The sequence below is a fragment of the Sinorhizobium fredii NGR234 genome (genome assembly GCF_000018545.1).
Lineage (GTDB): Bacteria > Pseudomonadota > Alphaproteobacteria > Rhizobiales > Rhizobiaceae > Sinorhizobium > Sinorhizobium fredii_A.
Map to the genome: position 1 here is coordinate 1,743,997 of NC_012586.1, position 16,825 is coordinate 1,760,821.

General features: G+C 63.8%; 15 protein-coding genes. 10 read left to right on the forward strand and 5 right to left on the reverse strand.

Going from position 1 to position 16,825, the window contains the following annotated elements:
- The first annotated feature begins 44 nt into the window (after positions 1-44).
- The 3 genes from NGR_RS08235 to NGR_RS08240 all read left to right on the forward strand — a co-directional run bounded on the left by NGR_RS08235 (position 45) and on the right by NGR_RS08240 (position 2,919).
- A complete protein-coding gene (locus tag NGR_RS08235) occupies positions 45-1,127 on the forward strand; it encodes an ROK family protein (protein ID WP_015887789.1) in 1,083 nt (360 codons plus the stop codon).
- A gap of 149 nt (positions 1,128-1,276) precedes the next feature.
- On the forward strand, positions 1,277-1,420 hold the full coding sequence (locus tag NGR_RS32265) for a hypothetical protein (RefSeq protein WP_015887790.1): 144 nt from the start codon (positions 1,277-1,279) through the stop codon (positions 1,418-1,420).
- 206 nt (positions 1,421-1,626) lie between these two features.
- Positions 1,627-2,919 (forward strand): amidohydrolase family protein, encoded by a 1,293-nt coding sequence (locus NGR_RS08240; protein ID WP_015887791.1) that lies wholly within the window; start codon positions 1,627-1,629, stop codon positions 2,917-2,919.
- Between the two features lie 16 nt (positions 2,920-2,935).
- On the opposite strand, the gene pdxA is transcribed toward NGR_RS08240, so the two are convergent.
- From pdxA to NGR_RS08260, 4 genes are all read right to left on the reverse strand, one after another.
- The gene (pdxA, locus tag NGR_RS08245) at positions 2,936-3,922 is read right to left on the reverse strand and encodes a 4-hydroxythreonine-4-phosphate dehydrogenase PdxA (protein WP_015887792.1); all 987 of its coding nucleotides are present in this window, start codon (positions 3,920-3,922) and stop codon (positions 2,936-2,938) included.
- Between the two features lie 22 nt (positions 3,923-3,944).
- Complete coding sequence (locus NGR_RS08250; RefSeq protein WP_015887793.1) at positions 3,945-5,078, reverse strand: iron-containing alcohol dehydrogenase; 1,134 nt, start codon at positions 5,076-5,078, stop codon at positions 3,945-3,947.
- 304 nt (positions 5,079-5,382) lie between these two features.
- Complete coding sequence (locus NGR_RS08255; protein WP_032490832.1) at positions 5,383-6,582, reverse strand: sialidase family protein; 1,200 nt, start codon at positions 6,580-6,582, stop codon at positions 5,383-5,385.
- A gap of 10 nt (positions 6,583-6,592) precedes the next feature.
- The gene (locus NGR_RS08260; protein WP_015887795.1) at positions 6,593-7,501 is read right to left on the reverse strand and encodes a dihydrodipicolinate synthase family protein; all 909 of its coding nucleotides are present in this window, start codon (positions 7,499-7,501) and stop codon (positions 6,593-6,595) included.
- A gap of 328 nt (positions 7,502-7,829) precedes the next feature.
- Here NGR_RS08260 and NGR_RS08265 point away from each other — a divergent pair, with 328 nt between their 5' ends.
- From NGR_RS08265 to NGR_RS08295, 7 genes are all read left to right on the forward strand, one after another.
- The gene (locus NGR_RS08265) at positions 7,830-9,479 is read left to right on the forward strand and encodes an ABC transporter substrate-binding protein (protein WP_015887796.1); all 1,650 of its coding nucleotides are present in this window, start codon (positions 7,830-7,832) and stop codon (positions 9,477-9,479) included.
- 216 nt (positions 9,480-9,695) lie between these two features.
- Positions 9,696-10,652, forward strand: coding sequence for an ABC transporter permease (locus NGR_RS08270; RefSeq protein ID WP_015887797.1), 957 nt, complete (start codon positions 9,696-9,698; stop codon positions 10,650-10,652).
- A gap of 1 nt (position 10,653) precedes the next feature.
- Complete coding sequence (locus NGR_RS08275) at positions 10,654-11,613, forward strand: ABC transporter permease (RefSeq protein ID WP_015887798.1); 960 nt, start codon at positions 10,654-10,656, stop codon at positions 11,611-11,613.
- Complete coding sequence (locus tag NGR_RS08280) at positions 11,610-12,617, forward strand: ABC transporter ATP-binding protein (protein ID WP_032490830.1); 1,008 nt, start codon at positions 11,610-11,612, stop codon at positions 12,615-12,617. The genes NGR_RS08275 and NGR_RS08280 overlap by 4 nt, the downstream gene beginning before the upstream one ends.
- Entirely contained in the window at positions 12,617-13,600 is a 984-nt protein-coding gene (locus tag NGR_RS08285; RefSeq protein ID WP_015887800.1) for an ABC transporter ATP-binding protein, read from the forward strand. The genes NGR_RS08280 and NGR_RS08285 overlap by 1 nt, the downstream gene beginning before the upstream one ends.
- A 3-nt stretch (positions 13,601-13,603) precedes the next feature.
- Positions 13,604-14,674, forward strand: a complete 1,071-nt coding sequence (locus NGR_RS08290) for a four-carbon acid sugar kinase family protein (protein ID WP_015887801.1) — start codon at positions 13,604-13,606, stop codon at positions 14,672-14,674.
- 4 nt (positions 14,675-14,678) lie between these two features.
- Positions 14,679-15,437, forward strand: coding sequence for a FadR/GntR family transcriptional regulator (locus tag NGR_RS08295; protein WP_015887802.1), 759 nt, complete (start codon positions 14,679-14,681; stop codon positions 15,435-15,437).
- 113 nt (positions 15,438-15,550) lie between these two features.
- On the opposite strand, the gene NGR_RS08300 is transcribed toward NGR_RS08295, so the two are convergent.
- On the reverse strand, positions 15,551-16,681 hold the full coding sequence (locus tag NGR_RS08300; protein WP_015887803.1) for an IS5-like element ISRsp5 family transposase: 1,131 nt from the start codon (positions 16,679-16,681) through the stop codon (positions 15,551-15,553).
- Positions 16,682-16,825: the final 144 nt, after the last annotated feature.

The following is a 16,825-nucleotide window of genomic DNA, read 5'->3' on the forward strand; positions in this document are numbered from 1 at the left end:
ACTCGCGTCGCCATCGGATAGGCGAGGCGTCTCAAGGAGGTCACGTGGGCAGATCCGCGAACGAGAAGTCAAACGGCGCTCCGCTCATCCACGGTGCAGACGATCTGCCGTCGGTCACGGTCGACGGCTACAATATAGGACTTCGGGCCGGCGATGGTTTCCTCGGCGACAAGGCCAACAAATTTGCCTTTCAGGAAAAGCTCGACGCCTGGCGCAAGCGCGTGCGCAAGGGGGGCGAAGACCCGCTTGGGAAGACGCCGACCGGGGACCTGTCGAAAAAGCAGATCGACGCCTTCCTGCGCGGCGACGACAAGGAAGCGGCCGCCCTGGTGATGGGAGCGGTCGACGAATTTGCCGGCGAGCTCGCCGGCGTTCTCGACAAATTCCTTGAGCAGAAAAGCTGGAAGGATACCGAGCGCGTCGTGATCGGCGGCGGCTTCAGGGGAAGCGCCGTGGGCGAACTCACGATCGCCCGCGCGATGGTGCTTTTGAAGGCCGAGGGTCTCAAGATAGAACTCGCTCCCATTGTCCACCATCCGGATGACGCCGGGCTTATCGGCGCCGCCCACCTTATGCCCGCCTGGATGCTGAAGGGGCACAAGGCAATGCTTGCCATCGATATCGGCGGCACAAATGTTCGCGTCGGCATCGTCGAGCTGCACCTGAAGGAAGGCACGGACCTCTCGAAGGCCAGGGTCTGGAAGTCGGATATCTGGCGACATGCGGACGACAAGCCCAAGCGGAGCGCTACCATCGAGCGTCTCGTGACGATGATCGAAAAGCTGATCGCCAAGGCGGACAAGGCCGGCCTCGCACCGGCTCCGGTGATCGGGGTGGCCTGTCCTGGCGCCATCAACGCCGACGGCTCGATCCTTCGCGGCGGCCAGAATTTGCCGGGCGGCAATTGGGAGAGCGAGCATTTCAACCTGCCCGTCGCCCTCAAGAAAGCCATTCCACAAATCGGCGACGCGGAGACCTTCGTCATCATGCACAATGACGCCGTCGTTCAGGGGCTCTCGCAAATCCCCTTCATGCAGGACGTTTCAGGCTGGGGAATACTGACGATCGGCACGGGCCTCGGCAACGCCCACTTCAGCAACAAGCCCGCCAATCGCAACGCTGATTGAGCTGCTCAACTCTTCCGTACACTACAGCGCCGCGCGTCTTTTCAGACGCGCATCGCTGTTGCACTTTGAATTGCTCCGTTGCCTTTCTCTCAGGCGCTCCTAGCTACAGACATGGGCGGCGCGCCAATTTCTTGAAGGGACCGCAGTGGATGAACCGGAATGGCCTCTATCTCGTCATCGCCGTTCTTGCCGTGGTTGCAATCGGACTGGGCATCTATGTTTATCGCGAAGAGAACAAGCCCGGCGTCGAGATCAACATCGGTGAGCAGGGTATTTCGGTAGAGGAGAATTGAAGACACTTGCTGCCGATAAGGATCAACGCAGGCAAGCGGGCGCTTGCTGCCAGACTTCATCTCCGCAACCCGAATATTTGACGTCGAAGAACTCCCAACCCTGTTTCGCCTGTGGCACTCTCCGCTAGCATCGTTGCACGGGGTGATCGGAGTGCCGCCGGCTCGCGTCAACGCCCTTGCAAGTCATCTCATCCGCTGGAGCCGCCATGTTCGACCTGATCATTCGAGACGCAAACCTCCCTGACGGCCGAGTAGGCATCGATATTGGCATCACGGGCGACAGGATCGCCGCGGTAGACGCGAAGATCGAAGCATCGGCGCAGGAGGAGATCGACGCGACCGGGCGGCTCGTCTCGCCACCTTTCGTCGATCCGCATTTTCACATGGATGCGACGCTGTCGCTCGGGCTGCCGCGGATGAATCGCTCCGGCACGTTGCTCGAGGGCATCGCGCTTTGGGGCGAACTGCGTCCGACCTTGACGCGCGAGGCGCTGGTCGAAAGGGCGCTGCGCTATTGCGACCTCGCGGTCTCGCAGGGGCTGCTCTATATCCGCAGCCATGTCGACACGAGCGATCCGCGGCTGGTGACTGCGGAGGCGCTGCTCGAGGTCCGCGACCGGGTCGCTCCCTATATCGACCTGCAGCTCGTCGCCTTCCCGCAGGATGGCTACTACCGCTCGCCGGGCGCCGTCGACGCCCTGAACCGGGCGCTCGACATGGGCGTCGACATTGTCGGCGGCATTCCGCATTTCGAGCGCACCATGAGCGACGGCGCGGCGTCAGTGGAAGCGCTCTGCCGGATCGCGGCCGAGCGCGGACTGCCGGTCGACATGCATTGCGACGAGACCGACGACCCGATGTCGCGGCATATCGAAACACTTGCCGCGCAGACGGTCCGCTTCGGCCTACAGGGGCGGGTTGCGGGATCGCATCTCACCTCGATGCATTCCATGGACAACTACTATGTTTCGAAGCTCATTCCGCTGATGGCGGAGGCCGAGATCAACGTCATTCCCAATCCGCTGATCAACATCATGCTGCAGGGCCGGCACGACAGCTATCCGAAGCGCCGCGGCCTGACGCGCGTGCGCGAGCTGATGGAGGCCGGTCTCAACGTGTCCTTCGGCCACGACTGCGTGATGGACCCTTGGTACTCGATGGGCTCGGGCGACATGCTGGAGGTCGGGCACATGGCGATCCACGTCGCACAAATGGCCGGCATCGAGGACAAGAGAAAGGTCTTCGACGCGCTGACCGTCAATTCGGCGAAGACAATGGGCCTTGCGGGCTATGGGCTCGAGAAGGGCTGCAACGCCGACCTCGTCATCCTCCAGGCGCGCGATCCGCTGGAAGCCTTGCGCCTGAAACCGAACCGGCTTGCCGTGATCCGCCGCGGCAAGGTCATCGCCCGCACGCCGCCCCGGGTGAGCGAGTTGCTTCTCGAGGGGCGGCCGTCGACCGTGGACGGTTCCGAATATGCGCCGAATATCGGCGGCTGACCTCCCCTGGAACCGTCTATTGCGTCGTCGGCCGCCTGGGTGAGCCCGCCACCAACCGCGCATAGGCGATCGCCGAAAGCATGTTGACGTGGTTGGCCTTGCCGGTCCCGGCGATGTCGAAGGCCGTCCCATGATCGACGGAGACGCGGTCGATCGGCAGTCCCAGCGAGACGTTCACCGCCGTATCGAAGGCGACCAGCTTGATCGGGATATGGCCCTGGTCATGGTACTGCGCCACGACAAGATCGAAGGCACCGTTATAGGCGCGCGCAAAAACCGTATCGGCCGAGATCGGCCCGGTCACGTCGATGCCCTTGGCCTTCGCCAGTTCGACGGCGGGCGCCAGGAAGCGGGTGTCCTCGTCGCCGAAAAGGCCGTTCTCGCCGCAATGCGGGTTGAGACCGGCGACGGCGATGCGCGGCTTCATGCCGAGCCGCATGAAATGATTGTGGCCTGCCTCGATCGTCGCCAGCACCCGCTCGACCGTCGCGCGCTCGATGGCGCCACGCAGCGACACATGGGTCGAGACGTGGATCGTGTTGAGCCGCTCCGAGGCCAGCAGCATGAACGAGCTCTTCGAGCCGGTGAGGTGCGCCAGGAGACCGGTGTGGCCGTCGAAATGATGGCCGGCGAGGTTCATCGCCTCCTTGTTGATCGGCGCGGTGACGATGCAATCGGCCTCCCCCGCGATTGCCATCTCGACGGCGCGGCGGATATAGCGCACCGAGGCTTCGCCGGCCGTGGCGCTCACCTTGCCGATCTCCGGCAAGGCGGCGTCGATCGGCACCTCCTCGACCAGAACGGCTCCATCGGTCGGACGCATCGCGAAATCGACGGCCGCGGATGTCGCTTGCTTGGCCCGCTCCAGTGCCTCGATATTGCCGACGACGGTGAAGCTCGCGAGTTCTTTGCGCGGCAGGCTCGCCAGCGCCTTGACGATCACCTCCGGCCCGACGCCGGCCGGATCGCCGAGTGTGATAGCGACGCGGGTGTCCTTGCCCATGGTTTTTCTCCCTGGGGCCCGCCTAGAAGGCGGCCTCGTAGATTGCGAGAATATCGGCGCGCGACAGATCGCGCGGATTGTTGTCGAGCAATCGCCGGATGGCGAAGGCATCGTCGGCCATCGTTCCAAGGTCGTTGGCGAGGACGCCGAGCTGGCGGAGCTTCATTTCAATGCCGAGCGAGGCGCAGAATTCGTGTGCCGCGTCAAAGACGGATTTGATCTCCTGCGAGGCCGACAGGCCCAGCGCCTCGAGCACCGCGCTCGTCTTTTCGGGCACGGCCGGCGTGTTGAAGGCGAGCACATGCGGGAAGATCAGCGCATTCGCCGCTCCGTGGGCGACGTGCCAACGCGTGCCGAGCGGATAGGCAAGCGCGTGGCCGCCGGCGGTATTCACCGGCCCGAGGCAGTAACCGCCATAAAGCGAGGCAAGCGACAGCCCGGCACGGGCCTCGGCATCTTTGCCGTCGTGGACGGCACGCGCCAGATAACGGCCGACAAGCCGCACGCCTTCGATTGCATAAATATCGACAGCAGGGTGGGCCTTGCGGTTGGTGAAAGCCTCGACGCAGTGGGCCATGGCATCCACCCCCGTCGCCGCGGTCACCTTGGGCGGCACCGTGAAGGTAAGCGCCGGATCGATGACGGCGATATCGGCGAGCATGTGGATGCTTTCGACAGCAAGCTTGGCCTTCGTCTCCGGGTCGGTGACGAGGGCGCGGATGCCCGCTTCGCTGCCGGTTCCGGACGTGGTCGGCACCTGGGCCAGCGCGATTTCACGCGGCCCGGCGACCTTGCCGGCGCCGACGACATCGGCAAGCCGTTGCGACGAGCCGGACAGAACCGCCACGAGCTTGGCGAGATCCATGGCGCTGCCGCCGCCGAAGCCGACGATGAGATCGGCCCTGGCGCCTTCCGCGGCAGAAAGCACGCAGTCGAGATCGCCGGTATCCGGCTCGGCCTTGACGTCGCCATAGACGGTCACCTCGCCAGTAAGACCGAGAACGTCGGTGCGGCTGGCGTTGAATGCGTCGGAAATCACCAGGACGCGGCGGAAACCCTTGCTTTCGGCCCATGTGCCGAGTCTTTCCGCCACACCGGTGCCGAACTCGATCAGGCCCGGCCTCACCATGGAAATGGGCCTATCCAGATTGCTCATCCGATCGATCCTCCTCGAACCCGGCGCAGTGAAGCGCACTAAGATGTAAAGTTGTTATACTTTATACCGTCGAATGGCAAGAGCGGTGACTACTCTTTTGTCCGCAAGATGCGGTTTGCTACTTCGCTGCGGCAGAGGAAATCGCTGGAGGCCCTACGGCTATCACTTTGTAAATAATCGGAATTATTACACGCATGCCGAAGCGGCCGCCCACGCGCCGGCGATTGGCGGCCGTAATCCAGTGGATGTGACAACAGTGCTCCACTTGTCAATTCCGGGCAGCAGCCGGTAGCGGACCGCCGATTCACCCGGCACTTTCGAGCCAGCTCGGATCCAGCCGGACATATTTGATCGCCCGCCGGAAATAGGTGTAGGCGACATGCAGCCGGCCCTCGGCATCTTCGACAATCGACGGATAGGAGAATTCGCGATTGAGCGAATCCTTCGAGTTGTTGCTCAGGCAATAGCCGTCGCCCGTATCGAGGTCGATGCGGCGCGGGAAAGTCCGGCCGTCATCCGTCGAAAACGCCAGGCTGAGCGGCGCGCGAGGCACGCCCCAGACGGCCGGGCGGCCCGAGGCGACCGCTTCAGCGGCGCCGCCAAGTTCCTCGCCATCGCCCTCGATCTCGTCATAAAGCGAGTGGCGGCGCGCCTCCGACATCGAGGCGTTGCTGTGGTTGTAAACCATTGCGATCGCGCCATTTTTCATGCGGATCGCCTGGATCGACGAATTGTTGTTGGGCAGGTCCACCGCCTCCGGCGCCGTCCAGGTGTGCCCCGCGTCGCTCGACTGGCTTCTAAGCACATGGGTCGCGAAACGATTGCGATAGAAAGCGATCATGGCGTCGCCATCGGCCGCAACCAGGTTCATATGGACCGCGCCGATGCTGTCCGGCACCTCCTGCATCGTCCACGTCCTGCCCTCGTCCCGCGAAATCAGGACGGCGGCACGATCGACGTCGCCGGTCCAGCGCCGGCCGGCTTCCCCGATACAGCGGAAGACCGGCAGCAGCCAGTCGCCGGCGGCATTCACGATGATCGGCTGGCGCACGAAAGTGCCGGGGATGTCACAAAGCACCTCGGTCGCCCCGAAGGTCTTGCCACCATCTTCCGAAATGCGGCGCTTGACCACTGCACCGTCCTGGTTTCCGGAGGTCTGCGAGGTGAAGAGCAACCAGATTCGGCCGTCCGGCGCCGCGAAGATCAGCGGGTTCTGCTCGGACTTCGCCGGATCGTCCGACATCTTCTCCGGGTCCGTCCAGCGGCGGCCCCCGGGTGCGAGGCGCGACATGTAAACCGAAATATCGCCCATTCCCTCCATCGTTCCGCCGAACCAGACACATGTCAGCGTGCCGTCCGGCAGAAAGGCCAGATTGGCGGCGTGGTTCTGCACGCAGGGTGACGGCAGATAGGCCTCGTGACAGCCGGACTGGTCGGAACTCGGGACCACTTCTCCCGTCATCCGAGGCGGAACCTCATTCGGCTCCAGTGCGGTGTATGTCATCCGATCCTCCTCAATCCAACGCCGCGAATTTCGCGGCGAGATCGGCGCGCTCACTCTCGTTCAGCGGCACCAGCGGGGCGCGCGTCCGGAACCAGGCATCCTCGTTACGTTTGAAGGCGACCATCGCCTTGATCGTCGGGATCTGCACGTAGGAATTCGACAGGGTCCTGTAGGCGTTGATGCGGGCCTGGGCGGCTTCCACCTCGGCCGCCTTTGCCGGATCCGAAACATGGTCGAAGATCAACCGAAGGGAATCGCCGACGAGATTTGAGGTTGCGGTAATGCAACCGGCACCGCCGGCCTTCAGCAGCGGCAGCAGCAAGGGATCGGCGCCGGCAAGTACGGAAAAGCCGGGAAGCTCAGCCACCAGCGCTTGCATATTGGCAAAGTCGCCGGCGGAATCCTTGATGCCGACGACCGTCTCGGGAAAGGTGGCTGCGAGCCGCTTGACCAAGGGGATCGACAGCGGGATGCCGGAGACCTGCGGGATATGATAGAGGATCACCTTCAAGCGGCTATCCGCAATCTTTTCAAGGATTTGCGAATAGGCTGCGTAGATCCCCTCGTCGCTGACACCCTTGTAATAAAAGGGCGGAAGCATGACCACCTTGGTCACGCCCAGCGACAGCGCATGCCTCGTCAGCGCCACCGTTTCCGGCATGGCGGCAACGCCGGTACCGGGCATCAGCCGATCCGCGGCAATGCCGGCCGAAAGGGCGCTCTCCAGGATCGACCTGCGCTCGCCCTGCGAAAAGGAATTGGCCTCTCCCGTCGTGCCGAGCAGGGCAATTCCATGACAGCCCTCGGCAAGCAGCTTGCCGCAATGATCGGCAAAGAGCGCGAGATCGGGATCGCCGTTCTCCCTGAGCGGCGTCGCGGCGGCGCAATAAACGCCGCTCACTGCATGTCTTCCGTTCATCTGTTCCTCCACCGGGATTCGCGATCAGCTGACAAACTTGTTCAGACGCGGTCTTCGGATCAGCCTATGCCGCGCCCCAAGAGCGCTTCATCGCGGCTTTTTGTGTTCCTCATCCTCTTTGTTGTCAATATGAAAATCGGCACTTAAAATTTCGTGATACTGTAATTATTTGATATATCGATATATTTTCTGCGACCCGAATTTTCCGGGCAAGCGTCGGCGCAATTTTTGTTGACATATTTACAATATCGTCCAGTGTAAGGCCAATCAGGGCGCCGCACCATCCGGGGAGAGCGGAGGCGCCCGATTTCACGCACGGGAGGAAGAAATGACCAGACGGAATGATGTCGACTCCGCAATGCCGGGCATCTCGCGGCGCGACGCCCTCAAGCTCGGCCTCGGCGCTTCGGTCGCCTTGACGATCGCCGGCATGAACGCGCGGATCGTCCTGGCGCAGGAAGGCCAGGTGCTGAAGGTCGCCAATCCCGCCTTCAATCAGGACTGGTCGCCGCTGCGCGGCGGCGGCGTTCCCTATCGCTGGAACTCGGCCTGGTGGGCGTCCCCGATGTACTTCGACAGCGAGGGCAAGATCCACCCCTATGTCTTCACGAGCTGGGAACCCTCCGAAGGCGACAAGGTCTGGACCTTCAAGATCGACCCGAAAGCAACTTTCTCGGATGGCAGCAAGATTACCGCCGAGGACGTCAAGGGCTCCTGGAACGTCTCGGCCATGCCGAACACCAAGAACCAGCGTGCCGACCAGGTGCTGAGCAAGGTTGCGGGCTTCGCCGAAGTGAGCGGCGGCAGCGCCAAGGAGCTTTCCGGCATCGCAACGCCCGACGAAGGCACCGTCGTCGTGACGCTCAGCGAAGCGGATCCGATCTTCTTCATGTGCCTTGCCAACCACATAGCGCCGATCACCAAGGCCGAACAGTCGCGCGGCGAGGACGGCGAGGAGATCACCGACTGGTACATGCCGGACAACGGCGCCGTCTATTCCGGGCCGTTCAAGCTGACCGCGATCGACATCGACGCCGGCACCCTGGCCTTCGAACCCAACGAGAATTTCTTCGGCCCCAAGCCCAAGCTCGCCCGCATCGAGATCAGCTCGATCGAGGACAACGTCACGGCGACGTCGCTGCTGAAATCCGGCGAGTTCAACGCCCACACCGAGCTCGTCACGTCGACGATCATCCAGGACCTTGGACCGGAATTCGCTTCCGGCCCGATCATCCCGACCAGCCAGCATTTCTGGTTCAACACGGCACGCAAGCCGATGGACGATCCGAAGGTGCGCGAGGCGCTGATCCGCGCCGTCGATCGTGACGGCCTGATGAAGGCCTCCTTCCCCGACGGCCCGCACAAGAAGACGGACCAGATCCTGAACTCCGTGCCGGGCGCCGACAATTCCGGCTTCGAGCCTTATCCCTACGATCCGGAAGGCGCCAAGAAGCTGCTCGCCGAGTCGAGCTACGGCGGACCGGAGAAACTGCCGAAGCTGCTCTTCGTCGGCGTTTCCGGCCCGGCAATCGAGGCGGCCGCGCAGTTCATCGCCGAGCAATGGCGTCAGAACCTTGGCATTTCCGCCGTCGACATGAAGCCGCAGCAGGACGCCTATGCCGGTCCCGACCAGAATGCGGTGCAGATCTTCCGCGACGACGTCGGGACGCGCGTGCCGGATGCCGTCTCCTATCTGCAGGGCTCGATCGCCTCGACCTCGTCGAACGCCCAGAACAAGCTCGGCGGCTACAAGAACGACAAGGTCGACAGCCTGCTGAAGGAAGGCTCGACGAAGGCGGTCGATGACCCTCAACGCGTGGCGCTCGCCCAGGAAGCCCAGAAGGCCTTCCACGACGACTGGGTCTTCATCCCCTGGTATGCTCAGGCGATGTCGCGCTGGGCCACCGCCGAGGTCAAGGGCATCGACAAGAACCTCGACTGGCAGGTCGCCAAGCCGTGGGAGATTTCGGTCGGCTGAACGGCTGGCTGCTATCGCACTTGAACGGGACGAACGGCGCGAAGGCTCTGGGGGCCTTCGCGCTCGAATAGGCGCATGGCCGCGGGATTCGATATCTGTAGCGGTTCTCGCGCATCACCGGTCGGCCACCAACGCATTGGCGTCGGCCCAGGCAAGGCATGACGTCCGGAGACCAATGGCGAGGTTGGCCGGCACCATGCGGGAGGAATGAGCGACATGCTGCGTTACGTCGCGACACGATTTGCCATCTGGATACCGTCTGTGCTGCTGGTGATGATGGCCGTCTATGCGCTCGCCTATTATGGCGCCGGCGATCCGATCAAGCTGATTTTCCTGCGTGCACCCGGTGACGTCGCCTACAACCCCGAGCGGATCGAGGCGATCCGCGAAAGCGCCGGGCTCAACAAGCCGTTCATCGAACAGTTCGGCTACTATGTCTGGAACCTGATCCAGGGCGATTTCGGCAATTCGCTGACCTCCGGCCGTTCCGTCTGGGCGATGGTCAAGGCGGCAGCACCCGTCTCCTTCAAGCTGGCGCTCTGCGCCATCGTGCTCACCGCCCTCGTCGCCATCCCGCTCGGCCTGATCGCGGCGCTCAACCAGAACCGTCGCCTCGACTACATCATTCTCGGCTCGGCCCTCTTCCTCTGGGCGATCCCCGCCTATGTCGCTGGGCCGCTGCTGATGGTCGGCCTCATCGTTCTCCTGCCCGGCGTCAACGTGCCCTACGGCTGGGGCGGCGTCTTCGACATCCGCATCATCCTGCCCTTGATCGTGCTTTCCTTCCAGCCGATCGCGCTCATCATTCGCCAGACGCGCGCCGCCGTCATCGAGGTCCTCTCCGAGGATTTCGTCCGCACCGCCCGGGCGAAAGGCGTGCCCGAGATCGTCGTGGCGCTCAAGCATATCCTGCGGCCGGTGCTGACGCCGGTCGTCACCCAACTCGGCCTCATCATGATCACCATCGTCAACGGCGCGATCTTCGTGGAACTCGTCTTCGGCCTGCCGGGACTCGGCCGCCTCACCGTCAAGGCGCTGACCAATTCCGACTATCCGGTGATCCTGGCGATCACGCTCATCGGTTCGTTCCTGGTGATGATCTCGAACCTCCTGGTCGACATCCTCTATCCGCTGCTCGATCCGCGCGCCGCCGATGCGAAGAGGAGCCGCTGACATGTCTGTCGTCCAAGCCCAGCCCGCCCCGCTTGCCGAAGAAGCGCCCGTCAGCCTTTGGCGCGATGCCTGGTACCGTCTGAAACGGAACCGTCTGGCGATCTTCGGCCTCTGCGTCATTGCGCTGCTCGCCTTCGTCGCACTGTTCGGCCCGTACCTCACGCCCTACGACTTCCTCGGGCAGGATCTCGAATCACGCAACCAGGCGCCGTCGCTCGCCCACCTCTTCGGCACCGATGATCTCGGGCGCGATGTCTTCAGCCGTGTCGTCTACGGCACGCGCACTGCCTTTCTCGTCGCCGTCGTGGTGACGGCGATCGCGCTGGTCCTCGGCACGGTGCTCGGTGCGGTCGCCGGTTTCTTCGGCAATCCGTTCGACCGGGTGATCATGTGGCTGACCGATGTGACCATGTCGGTACCCAACCTGCTTCTCGTCGTCGTCATCAATGCATCGCTGAAGACGCCGATCGCCCAATGGATGGAAGCGCGCTATCTCGAAACGCTGAACCCCTTCTATCGCGAGACGGTCTGGATCGATTTCCTGCTGGTCTTCGGCTCCATGGCGCTGATTTCCTGGCCGCCCTATGCGCGCCTGGTGCGCGCCCAGGTTCTGTCGATCCGCAGTCGGCCCTATATCACCGCCGCCCAGGCGCTCGGCCTCTCCAACCGCATCATCCTGATGCGCTATGTGATCCCCAACGCGCTCGGCCCGCTGATCGTCGCCGTCAGCGCCGGCCTCGGTACGGCGATGGTGCTCGAAAGCGCCTTCTCGTTCCTCGGTGTCGGCGTCAATCCGCCGACGCCGAGCTGGGGCAACATGATCTCGGACGGCCTGCGCGTCTGGCAGCACTACCCGCATCTGCTTGCCGCACCGGCGGCCGTCCTCGGTCTCGCATCCGTCGCCTTCTCCTTCCTCGGCGACGGCCTCAACGACGCTCTGAACCCGCGAGGCAGCAAGTGATGAGTGCGAAAACGGAAAAACGGCTGCTCGACGTCAAGGGGCTGACGATCGAAATCGAGACGCGGCGCGGCCCCGCGGTCATCGTCGACGGCATCGACCTTCATGTCGACAAGGGCGAGACCCTCGGCGTCGTCGGCGAATCCGGCTGCGGCAAGAGCCTGACAATGCTGAGCCTGATGCGGCTTCTGCCAAACAAGATCCGCGTCGCCAAGGGCGAGGCGCGTTTCGACGGCCGCGACCTGCAGAAGATGTCGAACCGGGAACTCCGGAAAGTGCGCGGCGGCGACATCGGCTTCGTCTTCCAGGATCCGATGACCTCGCTCAATCCGGTGATGCGGATCGGCGACCAGCTTGCCGAGCCACTGATCTACCATCGCGGCATGAACAGGAAGCAAGCCCGCGAACGCGCCGTCGAACTGCTGCGCCTTGTCGGTATTCCGGGACCCGAGGAACGCATCCAGGCCCATCCGCACGAACTTTCCGGCGGCATGCGCCAGCGCGTCATGATTGCCATCGGCCTTGCCTGCGAGCCGAAGCTCTTGATCGCCGACGAACCGACGACGGCGCTCGACGTGACGATCCAGGCGCAGATCGTCGACCTGGTGAAGGGCCTGCGCGAAAAGCTTGGCATGTCGGTCGTCTGGATCACCCATGACCTGGCGCTGATTGCCGGCCTCGTCGGTCGGGTCGTCGTGCTCTACGCCGGCACCGTCGTCGAGGATGCTCCGGTCGACGAGCTCTACGCCGATCCTCGCCATCCCTATACGCGCGGACTGCTCGCCTCGATCCCGAAACTTTCCGATGCGCCCGCTTCGCGACTGAACTCGATCGGCGGCACGCCGCCCGAACCGGGCCGCAGGCCAGAGGGTTGTCCCTTTGCGCCGCGCTGTCCGCTGGCGATGGATATCTGTCGCACGCATGTGCCGAAACTCGAGCCCGTGTCCGCGGCAGGTAGCCACCGCGCTGCCTGCTTTGCCGTCGAAAAAGCCCGGGAGGCCGCCTGATGGGTGCCCAACCTCTTTTGAAGATCGAAAACCTGGTCAAGCACTTCCACGTCCGGCTCGGCGCCTTCGGCGAGCGGGCGGCGACCGTACACGCGCTCGACGACGTCAGCCTCGATATCGTCGAAGGCGAGACGCTGAGCCTCGTCGGCGAATCCGGCTGCGGCAAGTCCACCACCGGCTTCACCATCCTGAACCTGCACCGGGCGACCTCGGGCAAGGTCCTCTACAAGGGCCAGGACCTGACCGCCCTCGACGAGAAGCGGATGCGGCCCTTCCGGCGCGATTTGCAGATCGTCTTCCAGGATCCCTATTCGACACTCAATCCGCGCATGACGGTCGGGGAAGCGGTGGGCGAACCGATCCTCTTCCACAAGCTCGCCACCAAGGGCGAAATCGCCGGAAAGGTCGCGGCACTGCTCACCGATGTCGGCCTGCCGCCGCGCTTTGCCTCGCGCTATCCGCACGAACTTTCCGGCGGCCAGCGCCAGCGCGTGGTGATCGCCCGGGCGCTCGCCTGCCAGCCGAAGTTCATCGTCTGCGACGAGGCGATCTCGGCGCTCGACGTGTCGATCCAGGCGCAGATCATCAACCTGCTGCTCGACCTGCAGGAGAAATACGGGCTCACCTACCTCTTCATAGCCCATGATCTCGCCGTCGTACGGCATATTTCGACGCGCGTCGGCGTCATGTATCTCGGCCGCCTGGCGGAGCTTGCCAGCCGCGACGCGCTCTTCGAGACGCCGCTGCATCCCTATACGAAGGCGCTGCTTTCGGCAGTGCCGGAGACCGATCCGGAGCACGAGCGCAGCCGCAAGCGGCAGATCCTTCAAGGCGACGTGCCAAGCCCGCTCGCCCCGCCCTCCGGCTGTCGCTTCCACACGCGCTGCCCGATCGCCATGGAGGTCTGCCGTCGAGTGGTTCCGAAGTGGAAGGAAGCACGTCCGGGGCATCTCGTCGCCTGCCACGCGGTGAACGGCGAATAGACCATGTCCATTCGCGTCGCCATCGTTGCCGATGACCTGACGGGCGCCCTCGATACCGGAACGCCCTTCGTCGATGCGGGCCTGAGCGTAGCCGTCGCGCTGGACGTGGGCTCCGTCGAGGCGGCAATCGCGACCGGCGCGGAGGTCGTCGTCGTCAATACGGTATCGCGTGCCCTCGATCCGCTTCAGGCCGCAGATCGCGTCAGCCAGGCAGCGGCCGCGCTTTGCCGTGCCTCGCCCGAATTCGTGCTCAAGAAGATCGACTCGCGGCTCAAGGGCAATGTGGCCGGTGAGAGCGAAGCGCTCGCCCTCGCCATGGGCCGCGAGCGCCTGCTGGTCGCTCCGGCCGTGCCCGACCAAGGGCGCTTCACCCGCGAAACCCGTGTCGTCGGCTTCGGCGTCGCCGAGCCGCTGCCGATAGCGCCGCTATTTTCCGCTCGCGCAATGGACCTTCAGATCGCCGATGCGGCCTCGGACGGAGACCTCGATGCCATTGTCGAAAGCCTGGACTGGGCGACGACGGCCGCGGTTGGGGCACGTGGCCTCGGACGTGCGCTTGCCCGTCGGCTCGCCCGAGCTTCAGCGCCGGCACCTTTCGAGCCCTCGCCGCGGACGCTCTTTGCCTTCGGCTCGCGCGACCCGATCACCGAGACGCAGATGGCGGTGCTGCTCGAAAGCGGCCTGGTCGCCGCTCACCGCGATGCACCGGCCGGTGAATTGCCGAGCGATGGCAAACCGGCGCTGTTGCCGATGCTTCTGAGATGTACGGGCGCGCTGACCGGTGCGCAGGAAACCGTGGCGGAACGGTTTGGCGAGGGCGTTTCCCGCATCGTTGCCACCACCCTCCCCGACATGCTGATGATGGGCGGCGGCGATGCCGCCTATGCTATCCTGCGTTCGCTGGGTGCCCGCGTCCTCTTGCCGAGGGGCGAGATCGAGGCGGGTATCCCCTGGTTCGAGACAACGCGCCCGGATGGCAGACGGATGCGTTGCGCGGTGAAGTCGGGGGGCTTCGGCAATGCGCAATCTCTGCTAAAGGTTTTGCAGAATGCGGGCGATGAACAGGATGGATAAGCGAATGGCGGAGAATGGCGGCCTTGGCCAGGAGGCGGCAGCCGAAGCGAAAACGGAACGCGGCAAATCGGTGAAACTCGTCGACCGGGTCTTCAATCAGTTGCACGAGCGTATTCGCACCGGCAATTATGCGCCGGACTCGCGGCTTCCGGGCGAACACGAACTCGCCTCGATGCTCGGCGTTTCCCGCCCCGTCGTGCGCGATGCGCTCGGCCGCCTGCGCGAACAGGGCCTCATCTATTCGCGCCAGGGCGCCGGCACCTTCGTCAGCGCCCAGGTCTCGGCCGCCGCCCAGCTTGCCTATTCGCCGGTCAAGTCGATCGCCGACATCCAGCGTTGCTACGAATTCCGCCTGACGATCGAGCCCGCCGCCGCCTATTACGCCGCTCAGCGCCGCGACGAGGCGGCAATCGCCCGGATCGCGGCAGCGCTTGCCGAATTGCGTGAGGCCACCAGCCACCAGCTGCACCGCACCGACGCCGATTTCCTCTTTCACAAGGCGGTCGCCGAAGCGGCGAACAACCACTACTACACAGCCTCCCTCGAGGCCTTGCGGGCTCACATCGCCGTGGGCATGCACCTGCACGGCCTATCGCTGATGGGGCCGCGGCCCGGCCTCGAGCAGGTCTACGAGGAACACCGCCAGATCTACCGCGCCGTCCAGGAGGGCCGCGCCGACGACGCCCGGGAGCTGATGCGCAAACACCTCGAAGGTTCGCGCGACCGGCTCTTCGAGGGCAAGGTCCTCGATCTGTCGTTCTAGCAGGCTGCTGAAAATCGTGTTGCGTTACCGCGAGATACTGCGGTGGGCGCGGTTTTCTGGCGGGTATCGGCAGGAAACAGGCCGGTCAAGGCAGGTTTTCCGGTCATATTGGCCTATTTGCCTCCCTCAAGGCACACTTCTCCCGTCGAGCCGAGCAATTTCGGAAGACGAACGATGTTGTAGGCGGCAAGGGCGAAGGTGAAGGCCGCCTTCACCTTGTCCAGTCCGCGGACCTTGAGTTGGGTGAAGCCGGCCGTCGTCTTGATCCAGCCGAAGATTTCCTCGATCCGCTTGCGGCAGCGCAGGCTGATCGCATAGCCGGGACTTTGCGCGACCTGCGGCGGCACTGCCGTCTTGCGCACCTTGCCGGTCTTGCTCACCGTGCCGTTGATCGCCACATGCGGCACGATTTTGCGGTCCTTCAGCCCCTCGACGAACGCTTCCGCGTCGTAGCCCTTGTCGCCGCAAAGCGTCGCGCCTTCGGCAAGGTCCGCACTCAGTTCGGTGGCCGCTTCCCGCTCGGCGGTGCCGGTCGCATGCGTCACCATGCCGGCGACCGCCAGGCCGTTGCGGTTCTCCATCAGCGCGTGCCCCAGATAGGCCAGCCGGCTCTCCTGACCATTGCCCTTGCGGTAAAGCCGCGCGTCCGGGTCGGTCGTCGAGGCATGCGTCTCGTTCGAGCGCTTCTCCTTGCGGAAGTCGCGCTCGCCGTTGCGGCCGTCTTCCGGTGGCTGGTCATTGTCGCCCTTTGGGCCATCCTTGGCCCGGAAGCTCTTCATCGAGGCGAACGCCTTCAACATCGTGCCGTCGACCGAGAAATGCTCGGCGCTCAGGAGCTTCTTCACCGCCGGCTGCGAAAGCAGCGCCGACAGGAAGCCCTGCGCGATCTTAGTCGTCAGCAGCCGGTCCCGGTTCTTCGAAAACGTCGAGGCGTCCCACACCGCATCGTCGATCCCAAGGCCCACGAACCAGCGGAACAACAGGTCGAACTCCAGCCGTTCCATCAACTGACGCTCGGAGCGGATCGAATAGAGCATCTGCAACAGCACTGCCCGCAGCATCCGTTCCGGAGCAATCGATGGGCGACCCCTCTTCGCATAGAGCGCCGCGAACGACCCATCCAGCGCCACAAGCGAAGCGTTCACCAGCGCGCGCATCACCCGAAGCGGGTGACTGGCCGGAACCCGTGCCTCAAGGTCGACATAGGAAAACAGTGATCCCGTCCGGTCGTCCCCACCGCGCATGCAAATCAGTCCCCTCTGTTGCAACCGCAGGGAATCATTGATCCAACCCAAGCGCCAGGGCTTTTTCAGCAGCCTGCTAGAGCATTTTGCAGTCAGGTGGAATCACCTGATGTCGCACAAATGCGGCAAAAACAAAGGTTTAGA